Here is a 20,910-nt window from a genome sequence, read left to right on the forward strand (position 1 = left end):
AAAAAACCTCCCCTATAAATACTTCTGGAGACCTCTGATGAATAACGATATTTGTCAGCAGATAGAGAATAGTGCGCACTACAGGGAGCTCGTGGATAAACGGCAACGGTTTGCCTTCTTACTTTCCATCATCATGCTGATTATTTACGTCGGCTTTATTCTGCTGATTGCCTTTGCCCCACACTGGCTCGGTACGCCGCTGCACGCGGGCACCAGCGTCACGCGCGGAATTCCGATTGGGATTGGCGTGATAATCATTTCGTTTGTGCTGACCGGCGTGTACGTCTGGCGCGCCAATGGCGAATTCGATCGTCTCAACAGAGCAGTCCTGGCAGAGGTAAAAGCATCATGAAGAGAGTCCTGACGGCGCTTGCCGCCACACTTCCCTTTGCCGCCAACGCCGCTGATGCCATCACCGGCGAGGTGCAGCGCCAGCCAACCAACTGGCAGGCGATTATCATGTTCCTGATTTTCGTGCTGCTGACGCTGTACATCACGTACTGGGCCTCGAAACGCGTGCGCTCCCGTAATGATTACTACACCGCAGGCGGCAACATTACCGGTTTTCAGAACGGGCTGGCGATTGCAGGCGACTTTATGTCCGCTGCCTCCTTCCTCGGTATCTCCGCGCTGGTGTACACCTCCGGCTACGATGGTCTGATTTACTCCCTCGGCTTCCTCGTGGGCTGGCCGATTATTTTGTTCCTGATCGCAGAACGCTTGCGCAACCTGGGCCGCTATACCTTCGCAGACGTGGCCTCCTACCGGCTGAAGCAGGGGCCGATTCGTACCCTCTCCGCCTGCGGCTCGCTGGTGGTGGTCGCGCTGTATCTGATTGCGCAGATGGTCGGCGCGGGTAAATTGATCGAACTGCTGTTCGGCCTGAACTACCACATCGCGGTGGTGCTGGTGGGTGTGCTGATGGTGATGTACGTCCTGTTCGGCGGCATGCTGGCCACGACCTGGGTGCAAATCATCAAAGCGGTCCTGCTGCTGTTCGGCGCCAGCTTTATGGCCTTTATGGTCATGAAACACGTCGGGTTCAGCTTCAATAATCTGTTCACTGAAGCGATGGCGGTACACCCGAAAGGGGAAGCGATCATGAGCCCTGGCGGGCTGGTGAAAGACCCTATTTCTGCGCTTTCGCTCGGTTTGGGTCTGATGTTTGGTACGGCTGGCTTGCCACACATCCTGATGCGTTTCTTCACCGTGAGCGATGCGCGTGAAGCGCGCAAAAGCGTCTTCTACGCCACGGGCTTTATGGGTTACTTCTACATCCTGACCTTTATCATTGGTTTTGGCGCCATCATGCTGGTGGGGGCGAATCCGGCGTTTAAAGACGCGGCGGGCGGGCTGATTGGCGGTAACAACATGGCGGCAGTGCATCTGGCCGACGCGGTAGGCGGTAACCTGTTCCTTGGCTTTATCTCGGCCGTGGCCTTCGCCACCATCCTCGCGGTGGTTGCCGGGCTGACGCTGGCGGGCGCGTCTGCGGTATCGCACGACCTCTATGCCAACGTTATCCGCAAAGGGGCAAGCGAACGTGATGAGCTGAAAGTCTCGAAAATCACCGTGCTGGTGCTGGGCGTGGTCGCTATTCTGCTGGGGATTTTGTTCGAGAAGCAGAACATCGCCTTTATGGTGGGGCTGGCCTTCTCCATTGCCGCAAGCTGTAACTTCCCTATCATCCTGCTCTCCATGTACTGGTCAAAACTGACCACCCGTGGGGCGATGATTGGCGGCTGGCTGGGGCTTTTGACGGCAGTGATTCTGATGGTCCTTGGCCCGACGATTTGGGTACAGATCCTCGGTCACGAAAGCGCTATCTTCCCGTATGAATACCCGGCGCTGTTCTCCATTGCCGTGGCGTTTATTGGTATCTGGGTCTTCTCCGCGACCGATAACTCGCCGGAAGGTAACCTGGAGCGTGAGAAATTCCGCGCCCAGTTTATCCGCTCACAAACGGGTCTGGGCGTCGAGCAAGGCCGCGCGCACTAACCTCGTCTCCCCGGCATTACTGGCCGGGGAAATCAGAACATCACCCACGCCACCAGCGGTGCAATCAATACCATCACCACGCCCGAGAGCATCATCACCAGGCTTGCCACCACCCCTTCCTGCTGCCCGAGTTCATACGAACGTGCCGTTCCCGCACCGTGCGATGCCGCGCCAAATCCCGCCCCTTTCGCCATTCCTTCACGGATCGACAGCCGCAAAAAAAGCATGTCGCCAACCGCCATCCCGAAGACGCCCGTCACGACCACAAATAACGCGACCAGATCCGGCTGTCCGCCGAGCGGCTTGGCCGCGGCCAGCGCAAACGGGGTGGTGACCGAACGGACGGCCAGGCTGCGCTGAATTTCATCGGGCAGCGTAAACAGCCGGGCCAGCCAGACGGAACTGCAGACCGCCACCACCGTGGCCGTGATCACGCCAGCGCTGAGCGACATCCAGTGGCGTTTGATGATCGCCAGGTTGTCATACACCGGTACCGCAAAGGCAATGGTCGCAGGCCCCAGTAGCCACAGCAGCCAGTGGGATTCCCCAATGTAGTTCTGCCAGGAGATATGCCCGAAGACCAGCATCAGGACCAGCAGGATCGGCGTGAAGACCAGCGGCATCAGCGGCAGCGCGTGAAAACGGCGATACAGCCGTTTATTGGCAAAGTAGATCGCCAGGGTGGCAATCAGGCACAACACGCTTATCTGGAAGTTAGTCATGCTTTTGCCTGCTGATTTCAACCCGATACACTTTATCAACCACCCAGGCGGTGGCCCCCAGCACCATCAGCGTGCTCAGCGCAATGACCGCGAAGATACGCCAGCCATCTACCCTCAGCAGTTGCGCATAGTTCACCACCGCGACCACGGCAGGCACAAAGAACAGCAGCATCTCCGCCAGCAGCCAGCGCGCGCCGGCGCGTACCCAGTTGAGGGGGATAACGCGGCAGAGGATAAGCGTCAGCATCAGCACCATTCCGACCAGGTTGGCAGGCAGCGGCAGATGCAACCAGTTGACAAGATATTCAGCGAAAACAAACAGTCCCGCATAAAGCAGTACCTGAACCGGTACCTGAAGTCGTTGCACAACGGCAGGCGTAACACGGCTTAACGCCACGGCCATGGGGATTTTCCTCAAAAATGAGACGAGGCGCCAGTATAGTGAGCGCACGTAATGGACTGAAATGAATTAAAATCATCAAAGGTATAGTTCCGAGGAATAATCATGGACATAAGAACGCTGCGCTATTTTGTCGAAGTGGTTCGTCAGCAAAGTTTTACCCGCGCAGCGGAGAAGTTGTTTGTCACCCAACCCACCATCAGCAAGATGCTGAAAAACCTCGAAGATGAACTGAACTGCACCCTGCTTATCCGCGACGGACGCAAGCTGCTGCTGACCGATACCGGGCGGGTCGTCTTTGAACGCGGGCTGGCGATCCTGGCGGAGTTCCGCCAGCTGGAAGCGGAGCTTGGCGATATCAATCACCTGACAAAAGGGCTGCTGCGCCTCGGCATCCCGCCGATGGTTGGGATGATGATGGCCGGCCCCATCAGCCTGTTTCGCCGGCGTTATCCCGGCGTTGAGCTGAAGATTTCCGAGTTTGGCGGCTTAACGGTTCAACAGGCGGTCACCAACGGCGAGCTGGATGTCGCCATGACCGCCCTCCCCGTGGAGGAAGAGAGCGGTCTGGCGACGCTGCCGCTCTTTAGCCACCCGCTGTGCGTGCTGGTACCCCGCTCTGGTGACTGGCTGAAGGTCGACACGGTGAAACCCGAACGGCTCGGTGAACACCCGCTGCTGATTTACAACGAAGATTTCGCCCTCAGCCGCCAGCTGATGGCGCTGTTTAATCAACACAACGTGAAGCCGCGCATTGCGGTGCGCAGCGGGCAGTGGGATTTCCTGGCCGCGATGGTGCAGGCAGGCGTCGGCATTGCGATATTGCCGCAGCCGATTTGCGAACGGCTCGATAAAAACACCCTGCGCTGGATCCCGCTGGAAAGCGATTTGCACTGGCAGTTAGGGATGATTTGGCGCGAAGGGGTTTATTTATCGCACAGCGCGCAGGCGTGGCTGAAATGCTGTGAAGGGTTTTGGGTCCCCTGACCCTCTCCGGGAGGAGAGGGTCAGGGTGAGGGCATCAGCCCGCACGGACTACTGATTCTCAATCAGCAAGGCTTCCAGCAAATCCAGATCGTGCAGCAGTTTTTGCAGCGTCTCATTGCTGATTTGCCGCGTGGCGCGCAGATGGTACAGCTCGGCACGCTCTGAGCGCAGCGCCGCCAGACGGAACCGGCGCTCCAGGTTCTCCTCCTGCAGCGAACTTTCCACATCGTTGCGGCCATCGGCACGACGACGCAGGTTACCAATCACGCGCGAGCTCACTTCGGTCAGCAGCTGGTTGTCGATGTTCTCTTCCGTGTCCGCCGCAAGACGTTCTTCCATCTTCTGAATGGCCACAATCGCCACTTCGGCGGTCGCCGCGCGGGCAATACGCTCCTCTTTATGCTGCTGAGTCGAGTCACCCGTCTCAATATGCTGCAGCAGAAGAGGCAGCATTATCACGCCGACAAACAGTGAGAACAGAATCACCCCTGCCGCCAGGAACACCAGTTCATAGCGCGCCGGGAAGACATCGCCCGTGGGCAGCAGCAGCGGAATGGATAGCACACCGGCAAGCGTAATCGCCCCGCGAACGCCAGCAAAAGAAGCAATCAGCAGCTCCCGCGTGGTCCACGAGCCGAACTCCATCGGTTTTTTCGTCAGGAAGCGCATGCTGAATTTTTTCATCGTCCACAGCCAGCCGAAACGCACCAGCATCAGCGCCATGTAGATCAGCACGATATCGGTGAACAACATCCACGTTTCGACGTTCGGGTCGGCCTCGGCCGCCACCAGCGAGGATTCCATGATGCCCGGCAACTGCAGGCCCAGGAGCAGGAACACCATACCGTTAAAGACAAATTCCAGCATCGCCCAGGTGCTGTTCGCACGCAGGCGCATGGCCAGCGGCGCGCGGCGCATTACGCCGGAGCGGGTGATGGTCATCCCTGCCGCCACCGCCGCCAGAATGCCCGACACGCCGATATGTTCGGCAATCAGGTAAGAGGCAAACGGCAGAAGGAACAGCAGCACAATCTGTGTCGCCGGTTCATCGCCGCCCCAGCGGCTGAGGAAGCGCAGCGAACGACCATACAGCCAGCTCACCACAAACCCGGCCAGGATACCGCCAATCGCCACCTTGAAGAATTCCAGGGTCGCGCCGCCTACGGTAAAGATCATCGTGCCCATCGCGACGGCCACGGCAAATTTCAGGGCAACCAGGCCAGAGGCGTCATTCATCAGCGCCTCACCCTGTAAAATCCCCATGATTTTCTTCGGAATACGGCCTTCACCGACAATGCCGGACAACGCCACGGCATCGGTTGGTGACAGCACCGCGGCCAGCGCAAAGGCCGGAATTAACGGAATGCCCGGTACCGCCCAGTAGATCAGGAAGCCAATCCCGACCACCGTGACCACCACGAGCGCCAGCGCCAGACCTAATATCTCTCGCCCGTGCTCAAGGAATTCACGCGTGGGCGTTTTCCAGCCATCGGCAAACAGCAGCGGCGGAATAAACAGCACGAGGAACAGTTCGGGGTCGAACTCCACGTGCAGGCCAAACGTCGGCCACGCCAGCAGCGCGCCGATGGCAATTTGCATTAATGGCAGGGGGACCTGAAAGGGCAGTACGCGTGTGACTACCCCGGATAGCGAGACCACAAGAGTCATGATGAGTATTGTGAAGAAGATTTCCATGCGTTCCCTGTTTGCTGTGTTTCTTAAAAGCCAAACCTAAGGCGTCGTGCCTGTTATTCTATCTTCCCCAGAGTAACGCAAAAGACAACGGGATGAGTCCTGAAAATAAAAACGGGCGGCCTGAGCTACCCGTTTTCGCATCAATGGACAACTTAGATTGCCCAGCCGCCCGCGTAGAACGCCACCAGCGCGACGGCAATCACAACGGTGCCGATGTTCAGCTTGCGCCACTCGCCGGAGACCAGACGCCCAATCACCAGCGACGCGAAACCGATCATGATGCCGGTCACGATATTACAGGTCAGCACGATAAAGACCGCCGTGATGAGGCCTGACATCGCATCCACAAAATCAGCAAAATCGATTTTCGCCACGTTACTCAGCATCAGCAGACCAACGTACATCAGCGCAGGTGCGGTCGCGTAGGCCGGCACCAGGTAGGAGAGCGGAGAGAGGAACAGGATAAGCAGGAACAGCACGCCAACGGTAATGGCCGTCAGGCCGGTTTTACCGCCTGCCGCCGTACCCGCAGCGGACTCGATATACACCGCAGCCGGAGCCGCGCCCACCAGACCCGAGAAGACGCTGCTCAGGGAGTCGGTGGTCAGCGCTTTGCCGCCATCGATAATCTGACCGTCTTTATCCAGCAGGTTCGCCTGACCCGCGACGGCACGGATGGTACCCGTTGCATCAAACACCGCGGTCATCACCAGCGCCAGCACGCTTGGCAGGATCACCGGGTTCAACGCCCCCATGATATCCAGACTGCCAATCAGAGAGTTGCCTTTGTCATCACTCAGCGACGGCATGGCGAAAATCCCGGAGAAGTGAACGTTAGGATCGAAAATCAGGCCAACAATGGACACCCCGATAATGGTCAGCAAAATGCCGCCCGGGACTTTCAGTTTTTCCAGACCAATAATCACCGCCAGACCGATCAGGGACATAATGACCGGGAAGCTCGCGAAGTGCCCCAACGCCACCGGCAGACCGTCCAGCGGATTCTTGATCACCAGGCCGACGCCGTTTGCGGCAATCAGCAGCAGGAACAGCCCGATACCAATGCCGGTGCCATGCGCCACGCCCTGAGGCAGGTTGCGCAAAATCCAGCTACGGATGCCGGTGGCGGAGATAACGGTAAACAGTACACCCATCAGGAACACGGCACCGAGCGCAACCGGTACGCTGATGTGCTGACCCAGAACCAGGCTGAAAGCGGTAAAGGCGGTCAACGAGATTGCACAACCGATCGCCAGCGGCAGGTTCGCCCACAGGCCCATCACGATGGAGCCAACGCCCGCCACGAGACAGGTAGCAACAAAGACAGCAGCCGGCGGGAAGCCCGCTTTACCCAGCATACCCGGAACGACAATGACGGAGTAAACCATCGCCAGAAACGTGGTCAGACCGGCAACGATTTCCTGACGCACGGTGCTGCCGCGAGCCGAAATTTTAAAGATGGCGTCAAGCGAACCGCCAGTACGCGCAGATGGCGTAGACATAGAAAACATCCCCTGAGAGTTTTTATAGAAAGTCCGTAAGCGTGGTGGAGACGCCACTGCCAGCTAAACGTCAAATCCGTGTTTTGCATTTGCGACGAAAGGGGCGTCACAGAAAAAGCAAACGTTTAGCTCCGCGCTTACAAACGGGTGGTCAAATTAAGGCAAACGATTATCTAGCCTAATCCCCGCCCTTTTCAACTGAACTTTATCGTTTTTCGCTAAAATTCCCTTATGACGCTGAAGAAATAAACAGAGGATGCGCAAACGTTATCGTCTGTGCGCAATTTGTTTACATTTCACTCCCCACCCGGAATCGATAACGGGCCACCTTGCTCCAGCGTTTTTTGCCAGCCAGGGCTGCTCTCTACTTTTTTCTTCCAGGCCTGGGTATGCGGGAGGTTATCGATGCCACCGCGCGCCAGCAGGGCAAAAATCGGGAAACTCATCTGAATATCCGCCATGCTGAGCGCGTCGCCGGCAAACCAGCTGTTTTCGGCAAGATGCGACTCAATAAAGCGTGCATGGGTTTCAAGCTGGCGGTTGAGATACGCTTTTTGCACTCCCTGCCCCAGCGCTTTACCCAACGTGCGGATACCAAACGGCACGGGCGGCTTACCGAGGCTACTGAAAACCAGCTTCATCAACAGCAGCGGCATTAGCGAACCTTCGGCATAGTGCAACCAGAAGCGGTATTGCACCTTATGCGCAGGATCCAGAGGCTTAAGCCGCGACTCCGGATCGTAGGTTTCCTGAAGATATTCGAGGATGGCCCCCGACTCGGCGAGGATCAGGCCGTTATCTTCAATAACCGGCGATTTGCCCAACGGGTGCACTTTTTTGAGCGACTCAGGCGCCAGCATGCTCTTTTCGCGCTGGTAACGAACAATCTCATAGGGCAGGGAAAGTTCTTCCAGCGCCCAGATCACACGGTGTGAGCGGGACTGGTTCAGGTGGTGTACCGTGAGCATTGTGTTCTCCTTTTATTCATACTTTTTAACTATAGAAAATCGAACAACACCGCGAAAAAAATTCGCCTAAAAAACGGCCTGACCGACTGGCGAAAAGACGGGTCTTGCATAGAATTAAAGTGTCAGCACAATCCGGAACCTCCCCAACACGCTCGACATGAGGGGTGCTGATGTCGGGGGAAACCCTCCCGTGAACCAGCGGGATAGAGTGAAAGACAAAGACCGGGAAAAACTAAAGCGCCCTTTTGTGGCGCTTTAGTTCTTTATGAGGTGCGGTATGAGGTGCGGTTTTCCGCCGGATCTCAGTCTTCCTCCAGCAACCGCGCCCCTGTCCCCTGCTCACCCAGCCTGTCGCCCGGGTTACGCAACGGACAATCACTGCGCGACAAACAGCCGCAGCCAATACATCCGTCCAGTTCATCACGCAGCGCTACCAGCGTGTGAATGCGTCGATCCAGCTCTTCACGCCACTGAGAGGAAAGCTCTTTCCACTCTTTCGGGCTGAGAGAGTGCCCTTCCGGCAGCACGCCGAACGCATCGCCGATGGTGGCCAGGGGGATTCCGATTCGTTGGGCAATTTTGATAATCGCGACATAACGGAGCACATCACGCGTGTAGCGTCGCTGGTTTCCGGCGTTTCGGATGCTTTTAATTAACCCTTTGCTTTCATAGAAGTGGAGCGCCGACACCGCAACGCCGCTTCGCTTCGCCACTTCGCCGGGGGTTAACAACGCTTTAATTCGCGGCAATCTCTTTTCCATAAAACCTCTTTACCTCAAGTTAACTTGAGGAATTATACTCGCCCGCAGAGAAAACGACGAATCAACCAGGGCAGTTGTATCTACAGAGGGGCAACCTTATGTCGCATCAGCAAATTATTCAGACACTTATTGAATGGATTGATGAACATATCGACCAACCGTTGAACATTGATGTGGTCGCTAAAAAATCCGGCTATTCGAAATGGTATTTACAGAGAATGTTCCGTACCGTTATGCACCAGACGCTGGGTGAGTACATTCGTCAGCGCAGACTGCTGCTGGCGGCGCAGGCCTTACGCTCAACGCAGCGGCCCATTTTTGATATCGCGATGGATCTGGGATATGTGTCGCAACAAACCTTTTCCCGCGTGTTTCGCCGCGAGTTTGACCGCACACCGAGCGACTATCGCCACCAGTTGAATTAATGACTCTCAATGCAAAGGTTGCTGCTGCCAGGTCATAAACTCCTGGGGCGGCATCGCTTTCGCGAAGTGCCATCCCTGACAGAACTGAACGCCACGTTTCAACAACCAGCTCACCTGTTCTGCCGTTTCCACCCCTTCCGCAATGGTTTTAAGCCGCAGGCTTTGTGCCATCTCAATAATATGCTCGGCGATAAGGTGGCTGGTGCTGTTGGTTGTTAGGGTGTCGATAAAGGATTTGTCGATTTTCAGAATATCGACATTCAGCGAATAAAGGTTGTGCAGGTTAGAGTAACCCGTTCCAAAATCATCAATCGCCACTTCGTAACCCGCCTGACGGAACGCCTGAATAACCGGAGTGGTTTTAGGGACATCAATAAAACCGCGCTCCGTGACTTCGATTTTAATTTGCTGCGCACGCACGGCGTAGTGTCTGGCCTTGTCCGAAATCATGGCGATCAGCCGTGAAGAGTGGAAATCCGTGGCCGACAGGTTAATCGAAATATAGAGATGCGGATGCGTTGCCAGGAATGTGCCCAGATCGCTGAATACCTCTTCGACAACATAATCCGTAATTCGCTCGCTCATGCCCTCTTTTTCCGCCAGCGGAATAAATTCAGCCGGGCTCATGACCGGCCCGTTAAAGCCAGGCCAGCGTAATAACGCCTCGGCTCCCACGCACTGGTTGTTCTTGATATCAATAATCGGCTGATAGTGGACACAAAGCTGGCGTTTATTGAGCGCTCGCTGCAGTAACCGCCCGGGAGAATTGAGTTCACGATGGGTGCGAGACCACACCAGCAAAATAATTATGCTGCAGATCATCCCCAGCGGTAGCGTCAACGTTGCCTGGTGATAAAGCATTTCATAAAAACGTTTATTCGACGTCGACACGATAGCGGCAATAGGCCGTTTTGGGGATTTGACGACTGTATAAAAACGGTTATCTTTTTGAAATACCGATTCCTTATCCCGAATCATCGAACTTAATAAAGAAACATTCGCGCGCTGACTGACGGAAAAGAATGCATTCGTTACCGTGTCGTATACCCCCCACGAAAGGGAATGATCTGTCGACATTACTTCGCTGTAGGAAAGCGGATTGACCACCACAACATAATTTCCGCGCTGCATATATGTCATTTTATAGCCAGTAAAAAATGGCGTATCGCGATAATAATAGATAGCAACGTCAGGTTTACGTGTGTAATTAGCCGTGGATATCAGATAAGGTTTGGCGGGTGTAAAAACGGTCGAACAAAGAAAATTCTGACCTTCTGCATAAATTAAATCCGCAACAAACAGACGACCCCGAACAACGTTCAACATATATTGGCGATGTTCTGGTGTACAACGCTCACCCTGATATTTTTCAGCCTCGTCGCGGGCCAGATCAACCTGTTGAATTACCAGCTCTGTTTTGTCTAACGCCAGTTCAGCAAAGGTGCGTAGTTGGGCGCTTGTTTCCGACACGGCTCTTATCTGGGCAAACCATAGCGCAAGCATCACCGGCAGCATAACTACCATGATGATCCCTACCACCCTGAGCATCTTGCGCCGCGCGCTACGATTCATTTCCCGCCCTATATCCCTGCATGTTGTACGCCTGTAGTAATGAAGGCCGGATGCTTTGTTTAACAGGTGATTACGTTGCATGAATCATGCGAAGTTAGCAACTGACTTTTAGTATTAAAAATCTTAATTTTCGTTATGACGATAATATTTTCCCGTAAGCTAAACTGTAAGTATTCGTTCCGTTTCAATTAAGGAAAATAATTATCCAGCGGGTACGGGAGGTTTGAAGATAACACAACAGAGGATCGTTGATTAAGCCAAACTTCTGGCAGTGTGAAAAAACAACAACGGCAACATGACATTTTATGCTATTTACTCGCGCGTATTTTGTTTTTTGATTTATAAATAATCAGCAGCCACCACCGTTTTCCCCCGACCCGTACGCTTGGCGTCATATAATGCTTTATCGGCACGCATCAGTAATCCTGAAGTATCGCGTTGGCCCTGGCAAACCTCCACCGCCCCGGCGCTGAATGACAGCACCAGCTTTTTCTCTCCCACCACGAGCGGGTTGGTTTTGAGGGCAGTACGTAGCCTCGCCGAAAAAAGGGCGCCCGCGTTGCCGTCGGTTCGTGCCAGCAGGAGCAAAAACTCCTCGCCGCCCACACGGCCAAGCGCAGCGTTCTCGGGGCTTAACTCACGGATAGCCTGGCAAAAGTGGATAAGCGCCCGATCGCCCACCTGATGCCCCCACCGATCGTTGATCTGTTTGAAAAAATCCAGGTCAAACATGAGCACGCAAAAATGGCTGTCAGCATCCTGCCTGGCATTTGCCGCCAGCGCGGATTCCAGCTGCTGTAAAATGGTTGAACGGTTAAAACACCCGGTAAGATCGTCCGTGGTCGCTTTCACTTCCAGCTGCTGTTCGGCTTTTTTACGTTCGGTAATATCAAGCCCGATATTCAGGACTGAGCTGTCCGGCAGCAGAATGTTTGACCACAAAACCGTCAACGGCGTACCGTCTTTACGCAGTGGATGCCACTCGTACATATCCTTTAGCGGCGAGACATTTATCGACTCCCTGACCCGTCGCCGCTCTTCCGGGTCGGGGTAAAACAGTGAGAGCGGATCGGCATGGGCGCTGATCTCCGCCATTGTCCAGCCAAACACTTTTTCACACTCAGCATTCCACAGCACGCAGCGGTTAAATTTATCGAATGAGTTCATTAAAACAGGCGCTCGTTCAAACAGGGTTTTATATTGGGTCACCACACGCTGCATTTCCTGCGCTGTTTTTTCACGAACGATAATTTCTGAAAAATAGTCTTTTAATTTTTCGACCAGTACCGCAACAATACTTTTCAGGATGGCCAGAGAATATAACGGTTCAGCAAACGCCAGAAAGAAATAGCCGCTGCCTTGTCCGTTATGGGTTGAAAGCTTGCATAACACCCCGCTTTGCAATTGCGAATAGCCAGGATGATGAGCGGAGAATAATGCGCGGCCGATATTCTCTTTCCAGTAGACGACCCGCCACGCACGGTGATGCTTCTCCAGCAGGGTACCGGCAAGAAAATCGGCCACCTCAAATGAGTGACAGGTCACTTCACCGGCACAGACCACGCGCTGTAGCCCGTCAGTATCAACGCTAATCCAGGCCAGGCTTGCCCCGAAGGCCCGGTTGATCGTCTCAAGCATCTCACCCAGCGAACAATGGGCGTGAAGCTGGGGCATCAGATCTGCCAGCGCATGCAACGCCCGCAGGCTGTCATTAACAATCTCACGTCGTTTTTCTTTCATTTTTTTCGCAGATTATTAAGCGTTAAACCGGACGCAACTTTCTTCAGATTCAAAAATCGGCGAGCCAGAGCAGGATGCTGAATATCAGCACAGCTGGAGTACGAGACGTTGTGTGTAATTAAAAACGTACAAAGAGAAAAAAACCAATAAAATTCAAAAACCTGAATTATAGAATGCGAGTAAATTTATTTATCCACTCAAGCATAATCCAAAGGATTGTTGCTGTAAACGTTCTACAGCACACCTCAATTTGCAGAGGATTTGTTATCTCAATGAATTTATTACCTGGAAGCGATAAAAGGGGGTCATTAGCGTGCAAAGATATATTTTCCCCTCAATCCTCGTGCGACGCCTGGCTGTGATAATTCCTGCTTTTTTCACCCGTCTGAGGCTGGCGAATAAATCAACAAATGTGATATAGTTCACACATATTGTGTAACGAGAAACACTGTTTCATTCAGTTCGTCTGTTTTGTTGAGGATGGGTTTTATGGCAACCATTACTACCAGCATGGTTCTCCTGCGCTGGCCTTTGTTAAGTGCGGTGCTGATGTTCCTGGCCAGCACGCTAAACATTCAGTTTCGTAAATCTGACTATGCTGGCCTTGCTGTCATCAGCACCCTGTTGGGGTTGGGCGCAGCATGCTGGTTCGCAACGGGCCTGCTTGGCATCACCCTGCTGGATCTCGCTGTCGTCTGGGAAAATATTAAAGTCGTCATGGTGGAAGCCATGAGCCATACCCCGCCAGACTGGCCGATGGTGATTACCTGATCCCAGAGATGAAGAAAAAAACCCAGACCGAGGTCTGGGTTTTTTGCTTTAAACCGTCGGATATCAAAATGGTTCTAATTACCTGATAGTGGAAAATAAAACAAAAAATATAATAATTTCATATTGTTATATAATAAGTTATTAACTATGTGAAGTTTTTAGTAAAAAATAGCCTTTATTACGACTAAAAACTTTACTTTCCTCTCTTGGCTGTTGCTCACCGCAATCATTCCAATTTTCTGGAATTAGTCTAAAAGAGAATCAGAGCAACTCTTTGCCTATTAGCAGCCTGAAGTCAACTCTGTTGTGAAGATTAACCTCATAAATTCCCTCAATAAGATTTTCAAGGGAATATTTAACCAGTTCCGCTGGGCCAATAATGATACAGCCATTTTTGACTTCAATATCAATAGCATCGCCGATACTGAAGCCAGCTTTTTCCATAATTGCTTCTGGTATTTTGAATACCGGGCTATCTCCGCATTTCTCAATAATTGTCTGGATCATTAGAGCTCCCCCGCTAGTACCATCACACATCATTTCTATAACTATACTTATATATCAACAACTTATATCACATGATTTCAAACCATTTAGTACGCATCATTCCACTAATCAGTATTAGTAAAAATAATTCAACTATCTTTTATTAATAGATAATTGATACATCCCGCTACAGCACATCGTCCGAACCAAATAGTATCTAATTGATTAGAAATGATTTTAAGTTAAAACAGATGAAAAAAGTCAGATGTGCTGTAGTGGGAAAATGATTTTTAATGGAGTGGCTTGCGGTGCCGAAACCTCCTGATCGATCACCATTTAACAAATGAACATCTACACAAACTTACAGACAGGCTCAAAAATTTGTATACATAGCGCAGTTGAGGTTAGGATAATCAAAGCTTCCCGCCTCCGGGTTGCTACTTACCAAAAATACCAAAGCGGGGTGCTACCCCCGCTTTTTTTGTATCTGGTACTTATTCAGTAACCGTGACTTTCGGCCCAGTGACGCGCAGGATGCTGAGTTAGCAATAGAGCTTATGCTATCCAAAAAAACCATAAAACCCGACAATACTGATAAGGATTGAGCCCCCCTGAAAACAGGGCCAGGGTCAACTTCTATTTCATCGTGCTCACGGTTTGCCATGTGCAGAGGGAACATCAGAGTCTGTCAAAGATTGATCCTTTGCGCGGAACAAAGATTTTCTCATACAGCCGAGTCGCGTACTCGTCCGTCATACCTGAAACATAGTCGCTGATGACCCGCATTTTTTTATCGTCAGCTTTTTCAGCTTCTCTATACTTCTTGCACGTCTCAGCCGGGAGAAAACGTGTGGGGTCGCTTGCCAGCACATTGAACAGTTCTACAATCAGCTTCTGACCTTTGAACTCCAGTAGCTGAACGTTTTCGTGCCGGATCACCTTGTCCTCAACCAGACTGAAAATGGCCTCACGTAGGGCTTCGACTTCGGCAGGTAGTGCCACTTTATAGCGAAGCATTCCGCACTTGAAATCAGGATGCTGCACCTGAAGCGTGACGCTTGTGATCATCAGGTGGACCAGCGTTCCGATGCATTCCTTGCGAAGGTAGCTTCTGCCGAACAGCTTATCGGCTACGTCTTCAGCGGTCAGGTCAAACGAGCTGCGTTGGCATGCTTCAAACAGGTGTGACTTGTCACTGAAGTAGTCCATCCACATGCTTTTGTCGATCATTCTCAGCGAAATCGCGTCCTCAAGATCATGGAGTGAATAGGAAATCTCATCAGCTAAGTCCATAATCGTTGTGTCCAGCGCTTTATATTTCGTTTTTCTGTGCTCAACCGGCTTGGTGGTCTTTCTTCCGGATCTGAATAACAGCGCATCATCATCATCAAAAGGTCGGAGTGCAAAGCTGACAGTATCCGCTTCGGAGTCCAGATAGCATTTCGGGGGCTTAAAGCCGGAGGATTTAAACAGCCATTCACGGCTTCCTGCCTGTGGCTGGCCGTAAGCGCTCTCGTTGACTACCTCAGAGTAGCTTGCCGGGTATTTCAGCACGCCTAGAATAAGCCTGCGCGTGGGATCCAGCCCGTTGGACTCGGTGTACTTATCCAGTTGGGTGAGTATACGCAGCGTCTGTCCGTTACCCTCAAAGCCTCCATAGGCTCTCATGCAGTAGTTAAGCGCAACTTCACCGCCATGACCGAAGGGGGGATGGCCGATATCGTGGGCAAGACAGATAGCCTGCATAAGGCTTGGGTGAGGCAGGAATTCCGCCTCAGTCGCTATCCCAACGGGATAGCGTATATTCAGCTGCGACAGGATGCCGCTGCCAATCTGCGCTACCTCCATAGAGTGAGTCAGCCGTGTGCGGTAGAAGTCGCTCTCGCCCAGACCCAGCACCTGCGTCTTCGACTGTAATCGCCTGAACGCGGAAGAGTGGATTAGTCGGGAAAGATCGCGTTCGTATTCCGACCTTATTTCATCTGGCCTACGGGTATTGCTCCCTTGGCGTTCAGACCAGATCTGTTCTTTGCTGTGTGTCATACAGGCTCCTGTGGGCAGGATATAGCAATCAGCCTGCTTAAGTGCAGACGTGAGAAATGTAAACCCGGGGCTGAGTTTCGTCCCTGTTATTCGGAATGAATCCTCTGTGCCAGCAAACTACCCAGGTTTTATCATCGTTAAAGAGTTCCGGGCGAGCGATCGTCCGTGCTGCACTCTGGAAGTGAAAATGCATCCGTCGCATACATCATTGAGCAGAATAAATTATCTATCACATCTATTCCTGTAACGAGAAAAGTTATTTTTTAAAATCATCACGTTGCTATGCGTTAGTGTGAACAGCTCTGCAATAGAGTTTATAAAAAACGAACTATCAGGTTATTGATTATGTACTTTGTAGTAAAGGAGCGCGAACACCAATATCGATTGAAATTGACATCATCGTCAGAAATGACGATGATTAGTGCATGAGATATCCCGGTGGTAAAGGCAAGTGCTATCAGAGACTCATCAACCTGATGCCAGTGCATGAGACATATATTGAAACCCACCTTGGTGGAGGAGCTGTGATGCGCAACAAACGGCCCGCAGCCCGTAATATTGGAATCGATATTGATCAACAGGTTATTGATGTATGGCGCGGCGGGGATATTCCCTGCGAACTCATTCAGGATGACGCTATAGCGTATCTCAGTACGTTTCCGTATCAGGGTAGTGAGCTAGTTTACGCCGACCCACCCTATGTTCATAGCACGCGTAAACGTAGCAAAATCTATCGTCATGAATATTCAGATGACGATCATCGCCGGCTGCTGCAAGTGCTTGCCAAGTTGCCCTGCATGGTCATGATATCCGGTTACGGAAATACTATCTATGACGAAATGCTCAGCGGATGGCGCTGCGAGCGATTTAACGCCAAGACTCATACGAACGTGCGTGAAGAATGCGTATGGATGAACTTTGATGTTCCTGACAGGTTGCATGACGCGCGATACATGGGCAGCAGTTATCGGGAAAGACAGACTCTGGCCCGCAGACGCACTCGGCTTTATGACCGCATAGAACGAATGGAACCCGCAGAGCGCAACGAACTGATCAACTGGCTGAACGCAACTTATGGTCTGGAGGCTGTATGACACAGCGCGGAGCGGTCTTCATTGGACCGACAATTATCAATCTTGACTTTCCGGCTCCGGAACAGGATATCCTCCCGGGTGTTCAGTGGGGAAGAATTGAGGCGTTCCCATCGCCAGCGTACTGGGCCTATCAAATACTCGCCCGTCGTCTGGAAGTCAACGCCGTCAATTACAAGCTTGGGCGAACGCTCAAAGAGGAAGTGGGTGCCTGCCTGCTGGGTGGACACGGCATACCAGCTGCGATAGGCCTTGCCGCATTCAATAAGCTGAAGGATTGCGGTGCGTTTGATGCTCAGCCACCATCTGAAGCCACTCTTTACGAATGGCTATCAGAGCCCATTAAAACTGGTAAAAAATCAGTACGTTACCGCTTCGCTCGGCAAAAATCGCGCTATCTCTCGGTTGCGCTAAACAGGCTGGATGTAGAGATGCCGCCGACGGATTCGGGCCGTGCTCTCAGAGACTGGCTGACCTCCATTCCCGGTATTGGTCATAAAACGGCATCATGGATAGCACGTAACTGGCTCTGTGCGGATGATGTCGCTATTCTGGACATTCACATCCTGAGGGCGGGACTACTTGCAGGTTTTTTCCCGGGAGACCTTACTGTTGAACGTGACTACCTGAAGCTGGAACAAATCTTTCTGAAGTTCAGTGAAGCTATGGGCGTAAAAGCATCTGAGCTGGATGCGCTTATCTGGTATGAAATGCAGGCCTCTTCCAGTACAGTGTTCAGTCTTATCGAAAACATGCGCGGCCAGCCTCTTGCGAAATTGCGCCCCCGTTCATCGCGAGCCAAAAACCGCCAGTCCGGTACCAGCCAGACGACCTTCCAGTTTTAATCCGGAGCACCAGTCATGGCCTGTAATGCCCAGCGGGCAAAAATTGCATTCCAGCGCTTCGGCAACAAGCGCCATCTGCCCTACAAGAACACCGGAATCGCGCCAAACAAGGCTATCAGCATCTGAATATTTTGCTGACGTTTTTCCTGGCTCAGCGATAAGTCTGACAATAATTCCGCTCTGGATATCAATTACCGGCAAAAGCTCATCGCGTATTTCGAATCGGGTCTGCTCAGGGATCCGAAGCGGTGCCAGCGCATGCATGTCAGGCAGATACAGCTGCCACCCATCCCGTTCAGGGAGGGAAAGAACAATGTGAATAGGATGTATGGCCCCGGCGGAGGGCACGGGGCGTTGAGTTAGTGGAAAGCCATAGCCTGAATGTCCCACAGCCATCACTCTGCCGGTTAGCCATAGCCAGTGAGATAGCTGGACCTGACTGACGTGGCTGAAGTTTCGCTGTGTTCTACGGGTTTCGATCACGTCATTCAATCCGGGAAGCACTGCATTCTCCGAAGGAGGCGGCAGAAAAAACGGATCTCCGGCGGGCCAGTTAACGGGTTGATAGCTGAGTGGCTGTTCACGGGGAACAGGACTAGCGGGAACGGTCCAAGTCATATCCGACATCATCCAGAACCTGAAAATACTTATTGCACCCCCGGCAGTTGCCGCATGGGATGTTTGCCTTATGGCAGCTATGGGCCCAAGCGAGGCCACCTGGCGTAACATCTGAAATTCTGATCAGCTCAGAGGTTGATAACGTAATTGCCGGAGCTTCGACAACCATGCCTCCTTCCTGAAACGACATAAGCTCACTGATTCTGCTGATGAAGCCTATAGTACCATCTAGATGCGTTTCATCTGACTTCACTGTGCCGATCCACAGGTGCGTGACGCCAAGCGTTATTGCCTTCATGGCCGCCAGAGAGATGAGCATCTGGTTACGATACGGCCACCAATCGCTCGATGGTGCATTCGGATCCGTAGCGGTACCAGCCATATCTCCTGATCCCAGCGAACGGCAGTCAATGCGTATAATGTGATGCTCAATTCCAAGGGTCTCACAGGTGGCAGTGGCAGCTTTAATTTCGGCATTGGCGGCTTGCTGACCGTAGTCGAGTGTCAGTGCTATATCCGGGCGTTTCCACCAGGCAATAGCAATGGAGTCCATTCCGCCAGAAAGTAAGAGTGCGGTTTTCATTTTTGAGCGGCCACCCAGAGCGTTTTATAAATTGCTGTGACGTAATCTTTGCTCAAGATACATCCTGATCCTTCCATCATTTTCTGATCCTCTTCCGATTCGTTCTCGGCATAGAACACCACCGGAGTGCCTAGCGCCCGCGCGTAACCGACTTCATAGATGGTGCCGGAGTCGAGCGCATCGCCTATTGCAAAAACGATGTCGGCCTGCCGTATCGCATCAAGATCCTTTTCGACTACTTCTTCTGCGGGTCCGTGTCCAACCATGTGATAGGGGGAAAAAACGTCCAGCCCAAGATCGCTCAGGTTCCGTCGCGCTTGCTCAACAAGCCAGAGCTGTGCCAAGGTAAAGAAGGGGCCAGCCAGATAGACTTTTCTGTTGCCACCCTCAATAAACGCCTGAGAAAGCTTGATGGGGCTGGGACTGAAAGCAGCCAGCCCTTCTGCTGAAGGAAAAAGCCCACTTTCGCAGTAACATGCGGTAGCAAGTGAGGCGTAATTCGCAGCATCGTGGGCTGTTTTTTTGTTCAGCATCCACTCACGGGAAAAATAGGCTACGAATGCGTCACCAGAGCCAATTTTGTTGACCCGACTTGTCTCATAGGCAGGGATATAGGATATGTTACCTTTATCGCAGATGAGTGCACCAGCTGGGCCCTGCTTGATAATGATGACTTCGGCATGACCGCTTTCGTAAAGAAACTCTGCATGCTCTCTGTCGGATAATTCGCGCTGGCCACTGAGGGACTTCGCCTCATAGCGGTTAAGGATCAAAGCGAGGTGCTTTGCTCTGGATCCGTTTGCTGTGAATGGCTCCGGGTTGGTCACATTCTGGGGGTCATATACTGCGTATTCCGCGTCTATTACAGCGGATCCCTCCAGCATTCCATAGCGTAGAACACAGGGCGCTTTCACTGTAATGACCGGGTAAGGGGTGTCCGGGTAATTGAAAATTCGAGGTTCCGCCAGCCCATGCTCATAATGGAATATGACGGATTCACGTACTTCATTCGTATGAAGCGTGAAGTTTTCAAAACAGGCGCGTTCTCGAAGAACCGAATTGACTATTTCATCAGCGTAGGTGTACAAATCAACGTTTACACCGAGCGTTGCCAGTGCTGATGCCGCCCTTCCCGCTGAACCGTAAACCTGGTGATTTCCTGGATGAAGGCTAATTTCATGATATGTACCGCCTGCAATAGTGATGATCTCCGTACTGAACGTTTTGCTGTTGCTCATATCGCGTACACACTGACCCTGACCTGACCACCATTAATGGCGGTTACTTTGGCAACGTAGGTTGTACCATTACTCATACAGTCACGGAGGCGCTGGATGTAGGGAGAAGCGATACCCCCAGCCTGCAAACCGTTGTGCATAGCAACCGTTAGCAGAGTTCCGTTTGAATTGATTTGCATAATCCCCATAATCACGCCGACTGACAGCTGCGCTACGACCTGCGGATCGGGCGAACTTAGCTGAGTATCAATCGTAAGTTTTTCACAGGTCACTTCAAAATCATCCTGACCGAACTGGCCGCCAAAGCTACCCCCACCAGAGCCTGACATAGACACCTCGCGTTACAATTATTAATATATTTGATATTTGTATATCAATAAAATTTGTCGGTGTATAGAAAAATTGTTTGCTTTATGTGCAGGTATCAGGTGTTATTTTTTAACTAACATTAATCATGATTTGTCT

The 20,910-nt window shown here is 52.2% G+C and carries 21 protein-coding genes; 7 read left to right on the forward strand and 14 right to left on the reverse strand.

Going from position 1 to position 20,910, the window contains the following annotated elements; genetic code table 11:
• Positions 1–37 precede the first annotated feature (37 nt).
• Together F8561_RS01530 and actP are read left to right on the forward strand one after the other, a co-directional pair.
• Positions 38–352 (forward strand): DUF485 domain-containing protein, encoded by a 315-nt coding sequence (locus tag F8561_RS01530; protein WP_014168233.1) that lies wholly within the window; start codon positions 38–40, stop codon positions 350–352.
• On the forward strand, positions 349–1,998 hold the full coding sequence (actP, locus tag F8561_RS01535) for a cation/acetate symporter ActP (protein WP_014168232.1): 1,650 nt from the start codon (positions 349–351) through the stop codon (positions 1,996–1,998). Before F8561_RS01530 ends, actP begins: the two co-directional genes overlap by 4 nt.
• 32 nt (positions 1,999–2,030) lie before the next feature.
• Here the strand turns inward: actP and F8561_RS01540 are convergent, their stop codons facing one another.
• Together F8561_RS01540 and F8561_RS01545 are read right to left on the reverse strand one after the other, a co-directional pair.
• On the reverse strand, positions 2,031–2,720 hold the full coding sequence (locus F8561_RS01540) for an LrgB family protein (RefSeq protein ID WP_023310063.1): 690 nt from the start codon (positions 2,718–2,720) through the stop codon (positions 2,031–2,033).
• Entirely contained in the window at positions 2,713–3,123 is a 411-nt protein-coding gene (locus F8561_RS01545; protein ID WP_151887077.1) for a CidA/LrgA family protein, read from the reverse strand. The genes F8561_RS01540 and F8561_RS01545 overlap by 8 nt, the downstream gene beginning before the upstream one ends.
• Before the next feature lie 102 nt (positions 3,124–3,225).
• Between F8561_RS01545 and F8561_RS01550 the strand changes: the two genes are divergently transcribed.
• Positions 3,226–4,107, forward strand: a complete 882-nt coding sequence (locus tag F8561_RS01550; protein WP_151887078.1) for a LysR family transcriptional regulator — start codon at positions 3,226–3,228, stop codon at positions 4,105–4,107.
• Between the two features lie 48 nt (positions 4,108–4,155).
• On the opposite strand, the gene F8561_RS01555 is transcribed toward F8561_RS01550, so the two are convergent.
• The 4 genes from F8561_RS01555 to soxR form a co-directional block, all read right to left on the reverse strand.
• Positions 4,156–5,802, reverse strand: a complete 1,647-nt coding sequence (locus F8561_RS01555) for a Na+/H+ antiporter (RefSeq protein WP_014168228.1) — start codon at positions 5,800–5,802, stop codon at positions 4,156–4,158.
• Positions 5,803–5,954: 152 nt separating this feature from the next.
• Positions 5,955–7,304 carry a guanine/hypoxanthine transporter GhxP gene (gene ghxP / locus F8561_RS01560; protein ID WP_020882835.1) on the reverse strand — a complete coding sequence of 450 codons (1,350 nt, stop codon included), beginning with the start codon at positions 7,302–7,304 and terminating at the stop codon, positions 5,955–5,957.
• A gap of 296 nt (positions 7,305–7,600) precedes the next feature.
• The gene (locus F8561_RS01565) at positions 7,601–8,272 is read right to left on the reverse strand and encodes a glutathione S-transferase family protein (protein ID WP_025206386.1); all 672 of its coding nucleotides are present in this window, start codon (positions 8,270–8,272) and stop codon (positions 7,601–7,603) included.
• A 302-nt stretch (positions 8,273–8,574) separates the two neighbouring features.
• The gene (gene soxR / locus F8561_RS01570; protein ID WP_014168225.1) at positions 8,575–9,033 is read right to left on the reverse strand and encodes a redox-sensitive transcriptional activator SoxR; all 459 of its coding nucleotides are present in this window, start codon (positions 9,031–9,033) and stop codon (positions 8,575–8,577) included.
• 98 nt (positions 9,034–9,131) lie between these two features.
• On the opposite strand from soxR, the gene soxS reads away from it, so the two are divergent.
• Complete coding sequence (gene soxS / locus F8561_RS01575; RefSeq protein ID WP_013095071.1) at positions 9,132–9,458, forward strand: superoxide response transcriptional regulator SoxS; 327 nt, start codon at positions 9,132–9,134, stop codon at positions 9,456–9,458.
• A 6-nt stretch (positions 9,459–9,464) separates the two neighbouring features.
• Here soxS and F8561_RS01580 read toward each other — a convergent pair whose 3' ends face one another.
• Together F8561_RS01580 and F8561_RS01585 are read right to left on the reverse strand one after the other, a co-directional pair.
• On the reverse strand, positions 9,465–11,030 hold the full coding sequence (locus F8561_RS01580; RefSeq protein ID WP_063858548.1) for an EAL domain-containing protein: 1,566 nt from the start codon (positions 11,028–11,030) through the stop codon (positions 9,465–9,467).
• A 339-nt stretch (positions 11,031–11,369) separates the two neighbouring features.
• Positions 11,370–12,770, reverse strand: a complete 1,401-nt coding sequence (locus F8561_RS01585; RefSeq protein ID WP_078774724.1) for a sensor domain-containing diguanylate cyclase — start codon at positions 12,768–12,770, stop codon at positions 11,370–11,372.
• A 489-nt stretch (positions 12,771–13,259) separates the two neighbouring features.
• Between F8561_RS01585 and F8561_RS01590 the strand changes: the two genes are divergently transcribed.
• Complete coding sequence (locus F8561_RS01590) at positions 13,260–13,541, forward strand: YjcB family protein (protein WP_032681916.1); 282 nt, start codon at positions 13,260–13,262, stop codon at positions 13,539–13,541.
• Between the two features lie 261 nt (positions 13,542–13,802).
• On the opposite strand, the gene F8561_RS01595 is transcribed toward F8561_RS01590, so the two are convergent.
• Both F8561_RS01595 and F8561_RS01600 read right to left on the reverse strand, forming a co-directional pair.
• Positions 13,803–14,048 (reverse strand): hypothetical protein, encoded by a 246-nt coding sequence (locus F8561_RS01595; protein WP_048216952.1) that lies wholly within the window; start codon positions 14,046–14,048, stop codon positions 13,803–13,805.
• A 657-nt stretch (positions 14,049–14,705) separates the two neighbouring features.
• Positions 14,706–16,070 carry an anti-phage deoxyguanosine triphosphatase gene (locus tag F8561_RS01600; RefSeq protein WP_059347288.1) on the reverse strand — a complete coding sequence of 455 codons (1,365 nt, stop codon included), beginning with the start codon at positions 16,068–16,070 and terminating at the stop codon, positions 14,706–14,708.
• Positions 16,071–16,495: 425 nt separating this feature from the next.
• Here F8561_RS01600 and F8561_RS01610 point away from each other — a divergent pair, with 425 nt between their 5' ends.
• Positions 16,496–17,164: a DNA adenine methylase gene (locus tag F8561_RS01610; RefSeq protein ID WP_048216954.1), complete on the forward strand. Its 669-nt coding sequence runs from the start codon at positions 16,496–16,498 to the stop codon at positions 17,162–17,164.
• A complete protein-coding gene (locus tag F8561_RS01615) occupies positions 17,161–18,006 on the forward strand; it encodes an 8-oxoguanine DNA glycosylase (RefSeq protein ID WP_048216955.1) in 846 nt (281 codons plus the stop codon). The genes F8561_RS01610 and F8561_RS01615 overlap by 4 nt, the downstream gene beginning before the upstream one ends.
• Here the strand turns inward: F8561_RS01615 and F8561_RS01620 are convergent.
• The 4 genes from F8561_RS01620 to F8561_RS01635 are packed head-to-tail and all read right to left on the reverse strand — an operon-like array spanning position 17,950 to position 20,774.
• Entirely contained in the window at positions 17,950–18,624 is a 675-nt protein-coding gene (locus F8561_RS01620) for a dehydrogenase (RefSeq protein ID WP_223862018.1), read from the reverse strand. The genes F8561_RS01615 and F8561_RS01620 overlap by 57 nt on opposite strands.
• On the reverse strand, positions 18,602–19,207 hold the full coding sequence (locus F8561_RS01625; RefSeq protein WP_048216956.1) for a 7-cyano-7-deazaguanine synthase: 606 nt from the start codon (positions 19,205–19,207) through the stop codon (positions 18,602–18,604). The genes F8561_RS01620 and F8561_RS01625 overlap by 23 nt, the downstream gene beginning before the upstream one ends.
• Positions 19,204–20,445, reverse strand: a complete 1,242-nt coding sequence (locus F8561_RS01630) for a PfkB family carbohydrate kinase (RefSeq protein ID WP_081051438.1) — start codon at positions 20,443–20,445, stop codon at positions 19,204–19,206. The genes F8561_RS01625 and F8561_RS01630 overlap by 4 nt, the downstream gene beginning before the upstream one ends.
• Positions 20,442–20,774 carry a hypothetical protein gene (locus F8561_RS01635; protein ID WP_048216957.1) on the reverse strand — a complete coding sequence of 111 codons (333 nt, stop codon included), beginning with the start codon at positions 20,772–20,774 and terminating at the stop codon, positions 20,442–20,444. Before F8561_RS01635 ends, F8561_RS01630 begins: the two co-directional genes overlap by 4 nt.
• Positions 20,775–20,910 lie beyond the last annotated feature (136 nt).

It is taken from the genome of Enterobacter sp. 198 (genome assembly GCF_009025585.1).
Taxonomy (GTDB): domain Bacteria; phylum Pseudomonadota; class Gammaproteobacteria; order Enterobacterales; family Enterobacteriaceae; genus Enterobacter; species Enterobacter ludwigii.

Excerpts from the sequence above, each read along its gene's own strand:
- F8561_RS01530 (WP_014168233.1), top strand. The coding sequence starts at position 38 with ATGAATAACGATATTTGTCAGCAGATAGAGAATAGTGCGCACTACAGG.
- actP (WP_014168232.1), top strand. The coding sequence starts at position 349 with ATGAAGAGAGTCCTGACGGCGCTTGCCGCCACACTTCCCTTTGCCGCC.
- F8561_RS01540 (WP_023310063.1), bottom strand. The coding sequence starts at position 2,720 with ATGACTAACTTCCAGATAAGCGTGTTGTGCCTGATTGCCACCCTGGCG.
- F8561_RS01545 (WP_151887077.1), bottom strand. The coding sequence starts at position 3,123 with ATGGCCGTGGCGTTAAGCCGTGTTACGCCTGCCGTTGTGCAACGACTT.
- F8561_RS01550 (WP_151887078.1), top strand. The coding sequence starts at position 3,226 with ATGGACATAAGAACGCTGCGCTATTTTGTCGAAGTGGTTCGTCAGCAA.
- F8561_RS01555 (WP_014168228.1), bottom strand. The coding sequence starts at position 5,802 with ATGGAAATCTTCTTCACAATACTCATCATGACTCTTGTGGTCTCGCTA.
- ghxP (WP_020882835.1), bottom strand. The coding sequence starts at position 7,304 with ATGTCTACGCCATCTGCGCGTACTGGCGGTTCGCTTGACGCCATCTTT.
- F8561_RS01565 (WP_025206386.1), bottom strand. The coding sequence starts at position 8,272 with ATGCTCACGGTACACCACCTGAACCAGTCCCGCTCACACCGTGTGATC.
- soxR (WP_014168225.1), bottom strand. The coding sequence starts at position 9,033 with ATGGAAAAGAGATTGCCGCGAATTAAAGCGTTGTTAACCCCCGGCGAA.
- soxS (WP_013095071.1), top strand. The coding sequence starts at position 9,132 with ATGTCGCATCAGCAAATTATTCAGACACTTATTGAATGGATTGATGAA.
- F8561_RS01580 (WP_063858548.1), bottom strand. The coding sequence starts at position 11,030 with ATGAATCGTAGCGCGCGGCGCAAGATGCTCAGGGTGGTAGGGATCATC.
- F8561_RS01585 (WP_078774724.1), bottom strand. The coding sequence starts at position 12,770 with ATGAAAGAAAAACGACGTGAGATTGTTAATGACAGCCTGCGGGCGTTG.
- F8561_RS01590 (WP_032681916.1), top strand. The coding sequence starts at position 13,260 with ATGGCAACCATTACTACCAGCATGGTTCTCCTGCGCTGGCCTTTGTTA.
- F8561_RS01595 (WP_048216952.1), bottom strand. The coding sequence starts at position 14,048 with ATGATCCAGACAATTATTGAGAAATGCGGAGATAGCCCGGTATTCAAA.
- F8561_RS01600 (WP_059347288.1), bottom strand. The coding sequence starts at position 16,070 with ATGACACACAGCAAAGAACAGATCTGGTCTGAACGCCAAGGGAGCAAT.
- F8561_RS01610 (WP_048216954.1), top strand. The coding sequence starts at position 16,496 with ATGAGATATCCCGGTGGTAAAGGCAAGTGCTATCAGAGACTCATCAAC.
- F8561_RS01615 (WP_048216955.1), top strand. The coding sequence starts at position 17,161 with ATGACACAGCGCGGAGCGGTCTTCATTGGACCGACAATTATCAATCTT.
- F8561_RS01620 (WP_223862018.1), bottom strand. The coding sequence starts at position 18,624 with ATGACTTGGACCGTTCCCGCTAGTCCTGTTCCCCGTGAACAGCCACTC.
- F8561_RS01625 (WP_048216956.1), bottom strand. The coding sequence starts at position 19,207 with ATGAAAACCGCACTCTTACTTTCTGGCGGAATGGACTCCATTGCTATT.
- F8561_RS01630 (WP_081051438.1), bottom strand. The coding sequence starts at position 20,445 with ATGAGCAACAGCAAAACGTTCAGTACGGAGATCATCACTATTGCAGGC.
- F8561_RS01635 (WP_048216957.1), bottom strand. The coding sequence starts at position 20,774 with ATGTCAGGCTCTGGTGGGGGTAGCTTTGGCGGCCAGTTCGGTCAGGAT.